The organism is Arthrobacter sp. YAF16 (assembly GCF_052113385.1).
Lineage (GTDB): Bacteria > Actinomycetota > Actinomycetes > Actinomycetales > Micrococcaceae > Arthrobacter.
In genome coordinates, this window is the sequence record NZ_JBFRDC010000008.1 from 54,315 (window position 1) to 69,951 (window position 15,637).

The 15,637-nt window shown below is 67.0% G+C and carries 14 protein-coding genes and 1 tRNA gene; 10 read left to right on the forward strand and 5 right to left on the reverse strand.

Annotated elements, in window-relative coordinates:
* Nucleotides 1–38 precede the first annotated feature (38 nt).
* On the forward strand, nucleotides 39–728 hold the full coding sequence (locus tag AB4Y91_RS14360; RefSeq protein WP_441419112.1) for a TetR/AcrR family transcriptional regulator: 690 nt from the start codon (nucleotides 39–41) through the stop codon (nucleotides 726–728).
* A 110-nt stretch (nucleotides 729–838) separates the two neighbouring features.
* Here AB4Y91_RS14360 and AB4Y91_RS14365 read toward each other — a convergent pair.
* A tRNA-Leu gene (locus AB4Y91_RS14365) sits at nucleotides 839–921 on the reverse strand.
* Nucleotides 922–1,307: 386 nt separating this feature from the next.
* Here AB4Y91_RS14365 and AB4Y91_RS14370 point away from each other — a divergent pair.
* Genes AB4Y91_RS14370 through pknB form a run of 7 tightly spaced genes read left to right on the forward strand, consistent with a single transcriptional unit; the run spans nucleotide 1,308 to nucleotide 10,929 of the window.
* Nucleotides 1,308–2,051 (forward strand): FhaA domain-containing protein, encoded by a 744-nt coding sequence (locus AB4Y91_RS14370; protein ID WP_441419113.1) that lies wholly within the window; start codon nucleotides 1,308–1,310, stop codon nucleotides 2,049–2,051.
* Complete coding sequence (locus AB4Y91_RS14375; RefSeq protein WP_056736728.1) at nucleotides 2,048–2,530, forward strand: FHA domain-containing protein FhaB/FipA; 483 nt, start codon at nucleotides 2,048–2,050, stop codon at nucleotides 2,528–2,530. The genes AB4Y91_RS14370 and AB4Y91_RS14375 overlap by 4 nt, the downstream gene beginning before the upstream one ends.
* 2 nt (nucleotides 2,531–2,532) lie before the next feature.
* Nucleotides 2,533–4,209, forward strand: a complete 1,677-nt coding sequence (locus tag AB4Y91_RS14380) for a PP2C family protein-serine/threonine phosphatase (RefSeq protein WP_441419114.1) — start codon at nucleotides 2,533–2,535, stop codon at nucleotides 4,207–4,209.
* A complete protein-coding gene (locus AB4Y91_RS14385; protein ID WP_441419115.1) occupies nucleotides 4,206–5,663 on the forward strand; it encodes an FtsW/RodA/SpoVE family cell cycle protein in 1,458 nt (485 codons plus the stop codon). The genes AB4Y91_RS14380 and AB4Y91_RS14385 overlap by 4 nt, the downstream gene beginning before the upstream one ends.
* Nucleotides 5,660–7,117 (forward strand): peptidoglycan D,D-transpeptidase FtsI family protein, encoded by a 1,458-nt coding sequence (locus AB4Y91_RS14390; RefSeq protein WP_441419116.1) that lies wholly within the window; start codon nucleotides 5,660–5,662, stop codon nucleotides 7,115–7,117. Before AB4Y91_RS14385 ends, AB4Y91_RS14390 begins: the two co-directional genes overlap by 4 nt.
* Nucleotides 7,114–8,937 carry a protein kinase domain-containing protein gene (locus AB4Y91_RS14395; RefSeq protein ID WP_441419117.1) on the forward strand — a complete coding sequence of 608 codons (1,824 nt, stop codon included), beginning with the start codon at nucleotides 7,114–7,116 and terminating at the stop codon, nucleotides 8,935–8,937. Before AB4Y91_RS14390 ends, AB4Y91_RS14395 begins: the two co-directional genes overlap by 4 nt.
* Nucleotides 8,938–8,943: 6 nt before the next feature.
* On the forward strand, nucleotides 8,944–10,929 hold the full coding sequence (pknB, locus tag AB4Y91_RS14400) for a Stk1 family PASTA domain-containing Ser/Thr kinase (RefSeq protein WP_441419118.1): 1,986 nt from the start codon (nucleotides 8,944–8,946) through the stop codon (nucleotides 10,927–10,929).
* Between the two features lie 13 nt (nucleotides 10,930–10,942).
* Here the strand turns inward: pknB and AB4Y91_RS14405 are convergent, their stop codons facing one another.
* Genes AB4Y91_RS14405 through AB4Y91_RS14415 form a run of 3 tightly spaced genes read right to left on the reverse strand, consistent with a single transcriptional unit; the run spans nucleotide 10,943 to nucleotide 12,570 of the window.
* Nucleotides 10,943–11,584 (reverse strand): anthranilate synthase component II, encoded by a 642-nt coding sequence (locus tag AB4Y91_RS14405; protein ID WP_441419119.1) that lies wholly within the window; start codon nucleotides 11,582–11,584, stop codon nucleotides 10,943–10,945.
* The gene (locus tag AB4Y91_RS14410) at nucleotides 11,581–11,751 is read right to left on the reverse strand and encodes a hypothetical protein (protein ID WP_441419120.1); all 171 of its coding nucleotides are present in this window, start codon (nucleotides 11,749–11,751) and stop codon (nucleotides 11,581–11,583) included. The genes AB4Y91_RS14405 and AB4Y91_RS14410 overlap by 4 nt, the downstream gene beginning before the upstream one ends.
* Nucleotides 11,752–11,754: 3 nt before the next feature.
* Entirely contained in the window at nucleotides 11,755–12,570 is an 816-nt protein-coding gene (locus AB4Y91_RS14415) for a class E sortase (protein ID WP_441419180.1), read from the reverse strand.
* 180 nt (nucleotides 12,571–12,750) lie between these two features.
* Between AB4Y91_RS14415 and AB4Y91_RS14420 the strand changes: the two genes are divergently transcribed.
* Together AB4Y91_RS14420 and AB4Y91_RS14425 are read left to right on the forward strand one after the other, a co-directional pair.
* On the forward strand, nucleotides 12,751–13,005 hold the full coding sequence (locus AB4Y91_RS14420) for a cell division protein CrgA (RefSeq protein WP_441419121.1): 255 nt from the start codon (nucleotides 12,751–12,753) through the stop codon (nucleotides 13,003–13,005).
* A 129-nt stretch (nucleotides 13,006–13,134) separates the two neighbouring features.
* Nucleotides 13,135–13,740 (forward strand): DNA-3-methyladenine glycosylase I, encoded by a 606-nt coding sequence (locus AB4Y91_RS14425; protein ID WP_441419122.1) that lies wholly within the window; start codon nucleotides 13,135–13,137, stop codon nucleotides 13,738–13,740.
* Nucleotides 13,741–14,743: 1,003 nt separating this feature from the next.
* Here AB4Y91_RS14425 and AB4Y91_RS14430 read toward each other — a convergent pair.
* Complete coding sequence (locus AB4Y91_RS14430) at nucleotides 14,744–15,637, reverse strand: rhomboid family intramembrane serine protease (protein ID WP_441419123.1); 894 nt, start codon at nucleotides 15,635–15,637, stop codon at nucleotides 14,744–14,746.

Below are 15,637 nucleotides of genomic sequence, written 5' to 3' on the forward strand. Positions count from 1 at the left end.
GGAATAGTCCAGAGGACAGCCCAGTAGAAAGGCCCGCAATGCCGGCAGCCAAAAGCGCCACCGCGGATCCGCACCGACCCGACGCCAAACCGCGCCGCCGGGTGGGCAGGCCCCCCTCGGCCGTCCTCGACCAGGACGGCATCACCGCGGCCGGCCTGCAACTGGTGCGCAAAAGCGGCTACGACGGCTTCACCATGGCAGCCCTGGCCCGCTCGCTGAACGTGGCGCCGTCGGCGCTGTACAACCACGTGTCCTCAAAACGGGAGGTGCTGGTCCTCATCCAGGACCACCTAACGTCATTCGTGGACGTGTCGGCCTTCGAGACCGAGCCTTGGGACCAGGCGGTGCGCGATTGGGCCTGGAGCTACCGCGACGTCTTCTCGCGGCACACCCCGCTGATCCCGGTTATTGCGGTGCTTCCGGTGGCCGACGCCCCGAAGACCCTCGCCATGTACGAGGCCGTCAGCGCGGGGTTCCGCCGGGCAGGGTTCCCGCAGGAACGCATCATCTCGGCAATCGTGGCCCTGGAGTCCTTCATCTTCGGTTCCGCCTACGACGTGACGGCACCGGCGGACATCTTTGATTCCGGCAGCCTGGCGGCCGAGACGCCGAACTTCTCCGCCGCCGTCGCCAGCCTGGGCGAGCAGGGCTACGCGAACCAGGCGGACGTGGCCTTCGGCCTGGGACTCGAAGCGCTGATCGCGGGCTTCGGGGCGCTGCGGGGGTAGGACGGTGGCGCCGGACCGGCCGGGCGGCCCAACGAAGCCCGGAATCTGACTGAGACGCGACATCAAACAAAAAGAACCCCGGTCCGAAGACCGGGGTTCTTTCATTTGCGTGCGCGAGGGGGGATTTGAACCCCCACGCCCTTTCGGACACTGGCACCTGAAGCCAGCGCGTCTGCCGTTCCGCCACTCGCGCGCAACTTCTTTCACCTGGCAGAGGCCCGGAATCCGGACCAGCAACCTCGTAAAAGCAGCGAGATCAAGCATAACGGACAACTGCGGGAAAACACCAATCGGGACTCCGGGGGCGCCAAACCGCCGCAACGAAGGCACCCGGAACCCGCCTGCCCAGTCCCCCGCGGCGCCAGCCCACCCGCAGTGGGCTCCCGGACATCCGCGCACGTCAGGGCCGGTCAGACGCAAATATCCCGACCGCAGCGGCGGGCCGCATTAAGGCCATTCCCAGCCTTGCCCAGTAGTATCTGATGTAGGAGTGCCCGGTTACGGCGGACTCCTGCGAATGTTGGAAACCGAGTTCCGGAACAAACGCTGCCCCGCAGCTGCCAGGAAAGGAGAAGGACCATGGGCTTGCTGGACAAAGTCGAGCGCGGCATCGAAAAGGCCGTCCGCGGAGTCTTCTCCACCGGTTCCCGCGCCCAGGTTGAGCCGGTCGAGATCGCCAGCCACCTCCGCCGCGAAGTGGACAACAAGGCCCTCACCGTCGCCGCGGGACGCACCCTTGCACCCAACGTTTTCGATGTCCTGCTCAGCGGCGACGATTTCCAGCGGGCCCAGGAGTGGGGAACCCCGCTCGCGGAAGAACTGTGCGACGTCGTCATCAACCACGTCCGCAGCCAGGGATACACCCTCCAGGGTCCGGTGCGGATCAGCTTCCGCCGCGACGAGGACCGCCGGGCCGGCGATTTCGAAATCACGTCCCGGACCGAAAAGGCCGGTGGAGCCCCCGCCCAGCCCGGCGGCCAGGGCACTATGCCCGCAGCCCCGACCCGGCAGCCCGGCCGCCTCCAGCCGGTGCTGGACATCGACGGCCAGCGGTATTCGCTGAATGCACCCTCGGTGGTCCTGGGCCGCTCCTCCGAAGCGGACATCCTGATCGACGACACTGGAGTGTCGCGCCGACACCTGGAGATCCGTACCGGCCAGGGCGCAGCGCAGGCCATCGACCTGGGCTCAACGAACGGCAGCTACGTGAACGGCCACAAAGTGGTGGGCAGTTCGGAACTCACCGACGGCGCCACGATCACGATGGGACGGACCAAAATCATTTTCCGCCTGATGCCCGCCAACCCGGGCGGCCGCCCGTGAGTGAACTGACCATCACCGCCCTGCGCTTTGGTTTCCTGATCCTGCTCTGGGTGCTCATCTTCAGCATCGTCTCAGCCATGCGCCGCGACCTCATGATCGGCCGCAAAGCCGCCGCCGGTGCCCCCACCGCACGGCAGGTGCGCCGGAACCCTGCACTGGCCGAACCTGCCCCGGCCCCGGTGAAGCAGCAGGCCCGCCAGCTCGTCGTCACCGAAGGCCCGCTGAAAGGCACCACCCTTCCGTTGGCCGCGAGCCCCATCCTGCTGGGCCGGGCACAGGAAGCCACCCTGGTCCTGGAGGACGACTACGCCTCCGGCCGGCACGCACGCCTGTTCCCGCAGGGCAGCCGCTGGTTCATCGAGGACCTCGGTTCCACCAACGGCACGTATCTGGCAGATCAACAGCTGACCCGGGCACTTCCGGTGGAGCTGGGTGTCCCCGTGAGAATCGGCAAGACGGTCATTGAATTGAGGCCGTAGCCATGGCTGCCCCCGAATCCCCCGCAGACAAGGCAGCAACTGCCCCGAAGCGGCCGCTCATCATGCGCTACGCCGCGCGCTCCGACGTCGGCCGCGTGCGCGCGAAAAACGATGACTCCGCCTACGTCGGCCGCCACCTCGCCGTCGTCGCGGACGGCATGGGCGGGCACGCCGGCGGTGACGTGGCATCCGCCGCCACCGTCCTGGACATGATCCATTTGGACCGCGATGACTACGACGCGGAGGCCGGCGAGGCCGACACCGTCCTGGCTGACGAGATCCAGACCGCCAACTCGCTCCTCTCCGAGCTGGTGCACATGAACCCGAAACTCGCCGGCATGGGGACCACCGTGACCGCGCTGCTGCTGGCCGGAGGCAAGCTCCACTTCGCGCACATCGGCGATTCGCGCGCCTACCGGCTGCGCAACGGCAAGTTCGAGCAGGTCAGCGTGGACCACACCTTCGTCCAGCGGCTCATCGACGAGGGCCGGCTGCGCCCCGAAGAGGCCGAAACGCACCCGCACAAGAACGTGCTCATGCGTGTCCTCGGCGACGTCGACGCCAGCCCGGAACTCGATCTGGACGTCCTCGACGTCGAACCCGGGGAACGCTGGCTGCTCTGCTCCGACGGGCTGAACTACGTTGCCGGCCACGTCGTTGAGCGCACGGTCCGGGAGACCAAGAGCCTGCGCGAGTGCGCCGAAAAGCTTGTAGACCTCACCCTGGAGGCCGGCTCCCCGGACAACGTGACGGTCGTCATGGTGGACATCGCGGAACAGACGCCCGACGACGTGAACACCGCCGCCGTCCAGGTCGTCCCGGCAGTTGTCGCCGCGACAGCACTGGCATCGAAGACCGCACCACCGGCCGGCAGTGCCGGCAGCACCGGCAGCACCTATGCCGGCAAGGCTTCCGAGAGCGCCAAAGACGACAACTCGGCCGGCAGATCAGACAAAACCCCGGAGGAGGCCGCCGGCCCGGCCAAGGAGCCAGAGCCCTCCACCGATCCGCATCTCGGCGAGCACCTGTCCGCCGAAGTCCTGCGTGAGGAACTCTCAACCCGTCCGCATGAACTCGTCGGCGCGGCGGCCTCCGCCGCGGCCTCCGGCTCCATCCCCTCCATCGCTGGCCGCACGGTGGCCCGCCGGGCCGCAACGGTGTTGACGCACAAGGCGGAGCCGGACAGGGAAGACGCCGACGAGTACAAACCGCCGGTCAGGCGCCGGCGCTGGCTGACAATCTCCATCGCCGCGGCGATCGTGGCCGTGCTGGGTATCGGCCTCTGGCTTGGCTATGCCTGGACGCAGACCCGGTACTACATCGGGGAGCACGATCAGCGAGTTGCCATTTTCAACGGGGTTTCCCAGCGCTTGGGCCCCATTCCGCTTTCCACCCTCGAGACGGTGACCGATATCCGGATGTCTGACCTGCCAGAGTTCTCGCAGCAGCGTGTACGCCAGACCGTTCCCGCGCGGGACCTCTACGACGCTCAACGGATCGTCAAGAACCTTGAGCGCACCGGCACGACGGCGCCGGCCGACGAGTGCCTGACCCCCTCCCCCACGCCGAGCGCCAGCGCGACCGGGCGGGCCACATCCGGCGCGGCCGCCCGTTCCAAATCGGCTTCCCCGACCCCGACGCCCTCGCCGTCGCCGAGTTACTGCGAGGGGGGCAAATGACGCCGATCGATCCCACGCCCAAGCCGCGCCGCAACGCCGAGCTGGTGCTGCTGGTCCTTGCCCTCGCGGTGGGGATCGGTGCCAACGCCCTCGTCGGCGTCGACCGGCAGAAGGCCTTCGACACCGATTTCTGGTTCCAGTCCGGCCTGCTCACGGCCGCGGCGCTGGCCTTCCATCTGGTGCTCCGCATCCGCGCAAAATATGCCGATCCGGTAATACTTCCCCTGGTCGTCGCGCTTAACGGCCTTGGCCTGGCAATGATCCACCGCCTCGACCGCGTCGGGGAAGACACCGGCAACAACCAGCTGCGCTGGACCCTGGTGGCGATGGCCGTGGCCATCGCCGTCATCTGGTTCCTGAAGGACCACCGGATCCTGCGCCGCTTCACGTACATTTCCCTCGCGGTCAGCGCGGTGCTGCTGATCCTGCCGCTGGTCCCGGGGATCTCCGCCGGCGAGGTTCTGGGCGCGAGTGTCTGGATCAAACTCGGGTCCATGACCTTCCAGCCCGGCGAAATAGCGAAGATCACCCTTGCCATCTTCTTCGCCGGCTACCTTTCCTCCAACCGGGACCTCATCCTGCTGGCCGGACGCAAGATCGGGCCCCTTCAGTTCCCCCGGTTCAAGGACATGGGCCCCATGATCACCGCCTGGCTGGGCAGCATTGGCGTGCTGATCTTCCAGCGCGACCTCGGCACCTCGATCCTGTTCTTCGGCCTGTTCCTGGTGATGATCTACGTCGCCACCAGCAGGATCAGCTGGGTGATCATCGGCGTCGTCCTGATGGTGGCCGGCGGCTTCGTGGCGTCCAAGGTCTTCTCGCACGTGGCACTGCGGATCGACGGCTGGCTCAATGCGTTCACCGAGGAGGTCTACGGGCGGGAATTCGGCGGCAGCCGGCAGATCGTCGAAGGGCTCTTCGGCATGGCCAACGGCGGCCTCGTCGGCACCGGCCTCGGCCAGGGCCGCCCCAACCTCGTCCCGTTCGCCAACAGCGACATGATCGTCGCCTCCTTCGGCGAGGAACTCGGGCTGATCGGCGTCTTTGCGATCGTGCTGATGTATCTGCTGCTCTTCACCCGCGGTTTCCGCGCCGCGCTCGGAACCCGGGACGCGTTCGGCAAACTGCTCGCCACCGGATTGTCCTTCGCCATCGCCCTGCAGTGCTTCGTGGTGATCGGCGGCGTCACGCGCCTGATCCCGCTGACCGGCCTGACGACGCCTTTCCTGGCGGCCGGCGGCTCCTCCCTGCTGGCGAACTGGATCATCGTTGGCCTGCTGCTGATGATCTCGCACACCGCACGCGGGCCGGTGGACACCACGCCCCTCCCGCCGGGCCAGGATCCTGGGCTGCAGAATGAGACTCCGGCCATGCCGCCGAAGCCTGCCACGGCACCGGCCCGCGGCACCAGCACCAGTCCAGACGCTCCCACCGAGGCGGTGAAACTCCCGTGAACCAGGCCATTCGCAACTCCTGGATCGCCGCGATCGCGATGTTCGCGCTGATCTTCGGTGCGCTCAGCTATGTCCAGGTGGTGGGCGCCGATGAACTCAAAGCCAACGCGTGGAACAAGCGCACCTTGCTGCAGAACTACTGCAACGACCGCGGTGCCATCATCGTCGGCGGCAAGCCGGTGGCGCAGTCCGTGGCGGGCAGCGAGAGCTGCCAGTTCCAGCGCAGCTACGCGCAGCCGGAGCTCTACGCCGGCATCACCGGCTATTTTTCGAAGAACTACGGCCTGACGGGCATGGAACTGGCCATGAACGAACAGCTCGCCGGCAGCTCGGACCAGTTGTTCCTGGACCGGGTCGGCCAGCTGTTCCTCGGCAACCAGCCCAAGGGCGCCTCAGTCGAGCTGACCCTGGATCCGAAAATCCAGAAGCTTGCCTATGACCTGATCCCCGAGGGCCAGCGCGGATCGATCGTGGTGTCCAACCCGAAGACCGGTGCGATCCTGGCCATGGTGTCCAAGCCCTCGTATGACCCCAATCTGGTGGCCACCCAGGATTCCGACGCCGAAGCGGCGAACATCACCAAGCTGAACAAGATCCCGGGCATCAACCTGAACCAGTCAGTGAGCGGTCCCACCGGCGCGCTGCTGGCTCCGGGGTCCGTTTTCAAGATCATCGACACGGCGGCGGCCCTGGGTTCCGGCAAGTACAACAAGGACAGCGTGCTGCCCAACCCGGCCGAGATGCCGTTCCCGGGGATCCAGTACAAGCTGCCGAACTACGCCGGCGGCAACTGCTACACCCGGAACACCGCCTCGTTCGCGTTCGCCCTCCAGCAGTCCTGCAACACCCCGTTCGCCAGCATCGCTATCGACCTGGGCCAGAAGGCGATCGAAGAACAAGCCAGCAAGTTCGGCTTCGGGCAGGACTTCGGCAACCAGCTGAAGCTCCAGATGGCAAAGAGCACTTTCCCGAGCGAGCCGCTGGACGACGCCGGGCTGGCGCAGTCGGCCATCGGCCAGCGGGATGTCCGTGCCACGCCGCTGCAGATCAACATGATGACCGCGGCCATCGCGAACGGCGGCGTTCAGATGAAGCCCAACCTGATCAAGGCCCTGCGGTCCCCCGATCTGCGGATTCTCAACGAGCCCAAGCCCGAGGCACTCCGGACCTCCACGAGCCCGGAAATCGCCCGCCAGATCAGCGAATGGATGACCAGCGTCGTCAGCGAAGGCATCGCCCGCGGCGCCGCGGTGCCCGGCGTCGAGGTGGCAGGCAAGACCGGCACGGCCGAGCTCGGCACGGGCCTGAACAATTCATGGTTTACCGGGTTCGCCCCGGCGAATGACCCGCAAGTGGCCGTCACGATTGTCATGCAGGGCGTGGACATCACCACCGGCGCAAATCTAACCAGTCCGAACGCGAAGAAGATTTTTGAGGCGGTGTTGAATAAGTGAGGCCTACATCGGGAATCACCCTCGGCGGCAGATTCCAGCTGACCACACGCATTGCGATCGGCGGCATGGGAGAAGTCTGGAAGGCCAAGGACCTGATCCTTGGCCGGATCGTCGCGATCAAGGTCCTCAAGGAGGAATACACCGGCGACCCGGGTTTCCTCCAGCGTTTCCGGGCCGAAGCGCGGCACACCGCCCTGCTGAACCACGTGGGCATCGCCAACGTTTTTGACTACGGCGAGGAAGAAGGCTCCGCCTATCTCGTCATGGAACTCGTTCCCGGACAGCCGCTCAGCAGCATCATCGAGCATGAGCAGGTGCTCTCACCGGACCGCACCCTGTCGATGATCTCCCAGACGGCACGGGCCTTGTCCGTCGCCCACGCCCAGGGCCTGGTGCACCGGGACATCAAGCCAGGCAACCTGCTCATCACCCCGGACGGCCGGGTCAAGGTCACCGACTTCGGCATCGCGCGGCTGGCCGACCAGGTTCCGCTGACGCAGACGGGCCAGGTGATGGGCACGGCCCAGTACCTCGCCCCGGAACAGGCCACCGGGCAGACCGCGACCGGCGCCTCCGACATCTACTCGCTCGGCGTGATCGGCTACGAATGCCTCACGGGGCACCGTCCGTTCTCCGGCGAATCCCAGATTGCGATTGCGCTGGCCCAGGTCAACGACGCCCCGCCGCCATTGCCGGACAGCCTGCCCAGGCCGGTCCGCGCGCTCCTGATGTCGATGCTGGCCAAGGACCCCAAGAATCGCCCGGCCGATGCGATCAAGCTCGCCGAAGCGTCCGATGCCATCCGCAACGGCGACATCGCGGCCGCGCACGCGGCCGTTCCGGGCATGCTCCTCTTCGAAGCAGCCACCGGCCCCATTACCGCACCGGTGAACGTCCCCACCGCAGCGACGGGTGTCATCGGCGCCAGCGCGGCTGAGGACAAGTCGACGTCGGCGCTGCCGGTGATCGGCGCCGCCGGCGCGGGTGCCGCAGCCGGGCTGGCGGCCGGGGCCGCCGCGGCAAGCGGACACGGCGCACGCAGTGCCCTGTCCCGCGCGGATGCGCTGGCCGCGGAACGCAGCTGGATACCTGAGGAAGAGGACTATGACGGCTACGAACCGGAAGAGGAAGAGCCACGGCGGAAAGGCCGCAGCCCCTGGACCTGGCCGCTGATCGCCCTGATCCTGCTCGTTCTGTTTGCCTTGGTGGGAGTGGTCCTGTCGCAGGCCGGGATCCTGTTCCCCTCGTCCCCGGCCGCCACCAGCTCCAGCGCCAAGGCCAGTACGACAAGCGCCGCGCCGACGTCCAAGAGCCCGAGCCCCAGCCCCTCCAGCAGCTCGGCCACGCCAACCGAGTCGACGCCGGCCGCCATCAACCTGATTCCGGATGCATACAAGGGCCGCCCCTATAACGATGTCCGGGCGGAGCTGAACGGCCTGGGCCTTCAGGTCAAGGGCAACCCCATCGCGGACCCCTCCGCCCCCGACACGGTGATCGACATCGATCCCTCCGGCCCCGTACAGCCGGGTGAAACCATCACGGTGAGCTACTCCAAGGGACCGGAGAAGGTTACCGTTCCGACGCTGGAAACGGGGGCCAGCGAGGCAGCCGTCCAGCGCGCGATCGAGGGGGCCGGGCTGCGCTGGCAGAAGGGTGCTCCGGTCGAAGGCGACGGAACGCAGCAGGAGGGCACCTTTGTCAGTTCCGAGCCGGGATCAGGCGAGAAGGTCCCCGCCGGTTCCGTGGTCACCTATCACCTTGCCACCGCGCCGGCGCCCGTCTCGGACTCTCCCTCGCCGAGCGTCAGCACCACCAAGTAGGCGCCCGTGTCCACTTCACCCCGCACTCCATCGCACCGGGAGGACAGCAGCCCGGCGTCGGCCCAGCGCGTCCTCAGCGGGCGCTATGAGCTGGGTGAGCTGATTGGCCGCGGCGGGATGGCAGACGTGTTCCGCGGGATTGATACCCGGCTGGGACGAACCGTGGCCATCAAGCTGCTCCGCCCGGACCTGGCGCGGGACCCGCAGTTCCAGGCCCGGTTCAAGCGTGAGGCCCAGGCCGTCGCGGCGCTGAACCACCCTTCCATCGTCGCCGTCTTCGACACCGGGGACCATGCCGTCCCCGGTGGCCACGACGACACCGTGCGGGTGCCGTACATCGTGATGGAGTACGTCTCGGGCAAGACCATCCGCGACCTGATCAGGGCCAAGGAAGTCACGATCGACCAGGCCATAGACTTCTCGCTGGGGGTTTTGGCCGCCCTCGATTACAGCCACAAGGCCGGGATCGTGCACCGCGACATCAAACCGGCCAACGTCATGTTCTGCCCGGATTCGAACAGCGTGAAGGTGATGGACTTCGGGATTGCCCGCGCCATGGCCGACTCCTCTGCGACCATGACGCAGACGCAGGCCGTGGTGGGAACGGCCCAGTACCTCTCTCCCGAACAGGCACGCGGCGAAACAGTCGACGCGCGCAGCGACCTGTACTCGGCCGGTTGCCTGCTCTACGAGATGCTGACCGGACGCCCGCCGTTCGTCGGCGACAGCCCGGTCTCGGTCGCTTACCAGCATGTGCGTGAGATTCCGGAACCGGCCAGCAGCCTGAACCCTGAGGTTTCCGCGGCGCTGGACAGCGTGCTGGCCAAAGCCCTGCAAAAGAACCGGGCCGACCGGTTCCAGGACGCGGCTGCATTCCGGCGCGCGCTCCGGGCGGCCCGCAGCGGCGTCGCCGTGGCGGCCCTGCCGGCCAGTGAGGCGCCGACAGACCCGAACAACACGGTCGCGGGCACGGAGCAGGCGCCGCCCACGGCCGCCTTCGCCTTGACCGGGGCCAAGTTCCTCGATGACGTCCCTTCCGGCCGCATCACGCCGCAACAGACCGCCGCGGAGGACGAGGCACTCGCCCAGTCCGGCTCGGCCCCGCACGGTCACCCCGACACCGACAGTCTCGAGCTGAGCCTTCCGGCCGAACGCGAACCCACCCCCCGGCAAAAGTCCCGCCGCCGGATGTGGACGGCGACGCTGCTGATCTTCACGCTGCTGGTATTGGCCGGAGGCGGCCTGTGGCTCTACAACATGGTCAACCAGCGGCCTGCGCCCATAGCCAAGGTGGACGTCCCCGCGGTGACGTCGCTGACCGAATCCGAGGCGCTGCAAAGGCTCTACAACGCCGGGCTCAAGCCCCAGTTGAAGCGCATCCAGCACGAGACCGTCCCCAAGGGCATCGCCGTCGGCACCGTGCCCACGGCCGGGAGCTCGCTGGAAAGCAATTCCGAGATCACCCTCAATATCTCCGAGGGCCCCAGTGTGATCACCATCCCCGCGGACCTGCCGGGCCGGACCGAGGCGGATGCCCGGGACGAGCTGCGCCGGATAGGGCTGACCGGTGCCCCGAAAACCACCCTGGACAACAGCCCCAATGTGCCGGCGGGCATCGTCATCACGACCAACCCGGCGCCGGCGCAGACCGTGGCCGTGGACAGCACGGTGGAACTCATCGTGTCCACCGGCAAGGTTGCGGTGCCGCAGCTCATCGGCCTTCCGAAGGCGGAGGCGCAGGCTGCACTGAAGAAAGTCGGCCTCCTCGCCATCATCAAGGAAGTCGAAAACACGCAGGTCCAGCCGGGCAAGGTGACGGCGCAAAGCGACGCCGCGCAAGCCGCCGTCGAGCAGGGCAAGGCGATTACCGTAACCGTGGCAAAGGCCCCGCCGCCTCCGCCCCCGCCGACGCCGACCCCTTCGCCCACACCTTCGCCGACCCAGACGGACGTCACGGAAGGCGTCGGCAAGCTGCTGGGGCCCGGCGCCTAGCAGCGCGCCGGGTTCAGTGCTGGATGAGCGGGCTCAGGGCCGCCGCCCGCGCCGCGGCCCCCGCCATGCCCAGTGACTCAAGCCAGTTCCCGAGCATCAGGTAGCCGCCCTCGGTGAGCACCGACTCGGGGTGGAACTGGACGCCGCAGAGCGGTGCCGCGCGGTGCTGCAGTCCCATCACGACGCCGGTGGCCGTCTCAGCGGTGATCTCCAGGATCTCCGGGATGCTTTCCCGCACGGCGGCGAGGGAGTGATACCGCGTCGCCGTGAACGGCGACGGCAGGCCGCTGAAGACGCTGGTCCCGTGGTGTTCGACGAGCGAGGTCTTGCCGTGCATCAGTTCGGGGGCGTGCGTAACGCGCCCGCCGTAGGCCTCCGCCAGCGCCTGGTGTCCGAGGCAGACGCCCAGCATGGGCTTGTTGTGGCTGCCGCACCACTTGATCAGCTCGATGCAGACACCTGCGTCGGCCGGCGCACCGGGTCCGGGCGAGACCAGGACGCCGTCGCGGGCTTCGGCCATCTCGATCGCCTCGGCAAGCGTCACGTCGTCGTTGCGGACCACGGTTGTCTCCGCGCCGAGCTCCTGGAGGTAGCCGACCAGGGTGTAGACAAAGCTGTCGTAGTTGTCTACGACCAAGATTTTGGTTGTGCTCATGGGTGCCTTGCTAAGCCAATCGTCGAATCAGTGAACGGGCTGAATTGCGCCATCCAGGGAAAAAGGAACTGAACCATCAATACCAGCACGCCGGCCAGCAACACCAGCGATGTGACGATACGCAGCCATAGCGGTCCGGGAAGCCCGCGGAAGATCCATCCGTACATCGTCTAACCCTCCCCGAGGGTGCGGGCCACCTGGGCTGCTATTTCGGCCGGTGGCCCCGCGGAAGCGGGCTGCCAGCGCTCCAGCAGGGAATAGGCGATGATCCGCTCCTGCGAACCGAAGCGCGGGTTGCAGCTGGTCATGGTGAGGTAGCTTTCCGTCGGTTTGGCCGAGGGCTGCGCCGGGACAGGCAGCAGGACGTCCGTGGCGGAAGGCAGAACGATCTCGCTGTTGCGGAACCGGTAGACGTAGTAGCCCTCCCGGGTCTGCACGTAGATCCTGTCGCCCGGGACCAAGGAGTCGATATTGTCCAGGACAGCTCCATGGGTCTGCCGGTGCCCCGCCAGCGCAAAGTTTCCCGCCGCGCCGGGCATCGCGGTGCCGTCGTAGTGTCCGAGCCCCAGCGAGTCCAGTACCTCGGGCGTGGTTCCCTGCACGACGGGCCGCGTGTACCCGGCGCCGAAGCGCGGCACGTAAACGACGCCGATCGTAGTGCCGGCTGCCGGCTCGGAAGCGACAGGGGCTGGACCCGGGCCGGCGGAGGCAGGGCCGGCCGAACCGTCCACGCCGGTGCTCGCGCCACTGGGCCGGGGGGCGCCCGGTCCGTTTAGCTCCCGCGCGAAATCCTTGACGACCTCGCGTTGCCGGGCATCGGCGTCGAGGTTGGTCCACCAAAGCTGCCAGGCGACAAACAGCAGCAGGACCACCCCTGCCGTCAGGAGCAACTCCCCGGCAACTTGAAGGGCGCGGGACACCGCGCTCCGCGGAACTTCGCCGCCGCCCCGCGCAGGCGCGGCCAGGGATTCCGCCTTCTCCTGCAGCACCGTGGCCTCTCCTCTGGGCGTTCGCAGCGGGCGGAGTGTGGCCTTAACTACAGCTAGAATTGGCTGCGATTAGGATTTCAAACTCCACCAAGAGCGCGTTGACCGCCGGCTGTTCCTTTTCTTGCAGGATATCAAGCCGAGGCACCCGCTCCTCATCCAGCCCGCCAAGGAGGACCCGTGCCCGAGTCGAAGCCGCGAAAGAGGACTGCCAGCGTCGCGCAGCAGACTTCTGCGACGCAGGCCTATAAGCCCAACCCCGTCTGGTTCAAGCCGGTGATGTTCGGCCTGATGATCATCGGACTGCTGTGGATCATCACCTTCTACATCAGCGAAGGCACCCTCCCGGTCAGGGAGTGGGCGTCGTGGAACATCGTCGCCGGATTCGGCATCGCCATCGTCGGCTTCCTGATGACCACGCGTTGGCGTTCCTGAACCCCGCATTCCCCTTCGCAGCAGGCCGGCACACAGAGTGTGCCGGCCTGCTGCGTTAAGCCCGCGCCGTTAGCGTCGGCTGGTCGGGCGATAATGCTGGAAGGCAAACTCTCCAGCAAAGGATTCCAGATGACCCCCGACGTCAGTGGCTGCATCATCGGCGACGATGGATTGACCCGGCCGGCCTGGGCAGCCACAGACCCGCTCCTGCGCGACTACTACGACAGCGAGTGGGGGCTCCCGGTCCGGGACGAACAGGGGCTCTACGAACGGATCAGCCTCGAGGCGTTCCAGGCCGGCCTGTCCTGGGCGACGATCCTCCGCAAGCGCCCCGCCTTCCGCGCCGCGTTCGCCGACTTCCACCCTGAGACAGTGGCCGCCTTTACCGAGGACGACGTCGAGCGCCTGCTGCAGGACGCCGGCATTGTCCGCAACCGGCTCAAGATCCGGGCAACGATCACCAATGCCCAGGCCACTGTGGACCTCAGGGACGACGGGGGGCTGGTGGACTTCGTCTGGGGCTTCCAGCCTGACAGCACCCCGGAGCCGACGGCCCTGACAGAGATTCCCACGAGCTCCCCGGAGTCGGTCGCGTTGTCCAAGGCCCTGCGCAAGCGCGGCTTCGTGTTTGTCGGCCCCACCACGATGTACGCCCTGATGGAGGCCATCGGGATGGTCGACACCCATCTGCTCGACAGCCACCGGCGCGGCACCTCGGGCGTCTGGCTCCGCTAGTCGCAGCCCACCGGGTCCACAGCTGTGCACAAGCAGCCCAAAGTTATCCACAGCCTGTTGATACCCCGGGCGGATCGCGGCCCGGGGAAAACGGTCCGCGCTGGCCCGCCCGCGCACCCAAATCAGGGGATAGAGACCCGGTCCCTCCGCTGAATCACAGACCTGTAAGTTATTAACACTGTGGACGGTCTGTGGATAACCGCAGTCGGAGCCGAGTGTGGCCGCCTTCGACCCATTGCCAGGCCGGTTGCGCCGTCGCCCAGCTCTCCACTCTGTGCACCGGGTTGCATCGGGTGTGCCTTGGGATACTTGTCCACTTAATAACAGGCCGCTACCCACAACTTATCCACAGCTGGGGATAAGTGGCCGCTGGCCGTCGCCCGGCAGCCCCGGAAAAGCCCGGAATGGCGCGTTTTCCACGGCGAAACTCAGAGGATCAAGTTATTAACAATGTGAACAACCCTGTGAATAACGGCCTATAAATCAGATAAATAGGACCCCTCCCGCGATCGCAGTCGCTTAGGCTCCCCTGGCGTGCAGGACTGGGAGGGCCTGGAAGGGTGTTTCCGGCCCTGGCGGCTGACGGCGGCAGCAGCGGCTGGAGCAGGGGCTGGCCGGGGGAGACGGGTCCGCCTGGGCTGACGGTTGTGGCGGGTCCGCGCGGAGAGTCCCCGGGCGCGCTGGGTCCGGCCGGAGGTTGTCCACTTAACCACAGGCGGTCCCCAGCAAGTTATCCACAGGTGTGGAGAGTGGCGGGTGGGCTGCGCGGGATTTGCCAGCTGTGGCGGTCAGATCCGGCATCGTCGGTTGAACTACAGGCATGTAAGTTACCAACAATGTGGATAACCCCTGTGGAAAAGTTTCACGCCGGAGATGGCGCGTAACATACGGGGGCAGGGCTTACGGAAAAGCGCGGCGGTTTTGGACCGGCGCATCCCGGACCCGGGGCGCCTCCGTCCGGAACCGTAGCGGAAACCCACGGCCCTAGCGCAGAGCGGGTCGCCTAGGCCGGCAGCGAGGTGGCCGCGGCGTGCAGGGCGGTGGCTGCGACGAGCAGGCACAGCACCACGGCAAGTCCGGCGGCCTGAAGGAGCCCTTGGCGACGGCCCCGCGGAACGTAGGCGATCACCGCGGCGCTCAGCGCTCCAGTGATGAGGCCGCCAAGGTGGGCCTGCCAGGCGATCTGGGGGATGACAAAGCCAATGACGCCGTTGATGGCGATCAGGACCCATAGTTGCCTGGTGTCGCCGCCGCGGTGGCGCTGGACCACCAGCATGGCGCCGAAAAGGCCGAAGATGGCGCCGGAGGCACCGACAACGCCGGTGAGGGCCTGGCCCGGTGCGTAGGCCGGTGTCAGCAGCAGATAGCCTACGGATCCGCCAACGGCTGACAAGAGATAGAGCGCCAGGAAGCGGACACGCCCGAGGAGGGGTTCCAGCGCCTGGCCGAACATCCACAGCATGTACATGTTGAGCACGATGTGGAGGATGAAGCCTTGCGAGTGAAGGAAGGCCGAGGTCAGCATCCGCCAAGGTTCGAAGGCGCCGTAGGCGGGGTTGGCGTAGACCGTGGCGAAGGCGAAGTTCTGGTAGATCCCGTCGTTGGGAACTATCCACTGCAGCACGTAGACGAGGACACAGGCTGCGATGATCCCTAAGGTGGCCAGCGGCTTCCCCAGGGCGGCGGCGCCGCCGTAGACCGAGCGGGCCGTCGGCGTCGTACGTTTGGTTTCGTTGACACAGTCAACACACTGGAATCCGACGGCGGCCGCCCGCTGGCAGTCGGGGCACGCAGGGCGCCCGCACCGCTGGCACCGCACGTAGGCGGGCCGGTCCGGGTGCCGGGGGCACACCGGGATCTGCGCGGACGGCTCTGCCGCCGGAATTCCGTAGCTCAT

Bases quoted from the DNA above. Each gene is read 5' to 3' on its own strand.
- AB4Y91_RS14360 (WP_441419112.1), top strand. From the start codon at position 39: ATGCCGGCAGCCAAAAGCGCCACCGCGGATCCGCACCGACCCGACGCC.
- AB4Y91_RS14370 (WP_441419113.1), top strand. From the start codon at position 1,308: ATGGGCTTGCTGGACAAAGTCGAGCGCGGCATCGAAAAGGCCGTCCGC.
- AB4Y91_RS14380 (WP_441419114.1), top strand. From the start codon at position 2,533: ATGGCTGCCCCCGAATCCCCCGCAGACAAGGCAGCAACTGCCCCGAAG.
- AB4Y91_RS14385 (WP_441419115.1), top strand. From the start codon at position 4,206: ATGACGCCGATCGATCCCACGCCCAAGCCGCGCCGCAACGCCGAGCTG.
- AB4Y91_RS14405 (WP_441419119.1), bottom strand. From the start codon at position 11,584: ATGAGCACAACCAAAATCTTGGTCGTAGACAACTACGACAGCTTTGTC.
- AB4Y91_RS14410 (WP_441419120.1), bottom strand. From the start codon at position 11,751: ATGTACGGATGGATCTTCCGCGGGCTTCCCGGACCGCTATGGCTGCGT.
- AB4Y91_RS14425 (WP_441419122.1), top strand. From the start codon at position 13,135: ATGACCCCCGACGTCAGTGGCTGCATCATCGGCGACGATGGATTGACC.
- AB4Y91_RS14430 (WP_441419123.1), bottom strand. From the start codon at position 15,637: ATGAGCTACGGAATTCCGGCGGCAGAGCCGTCCGCGCAGATCCCGGTG.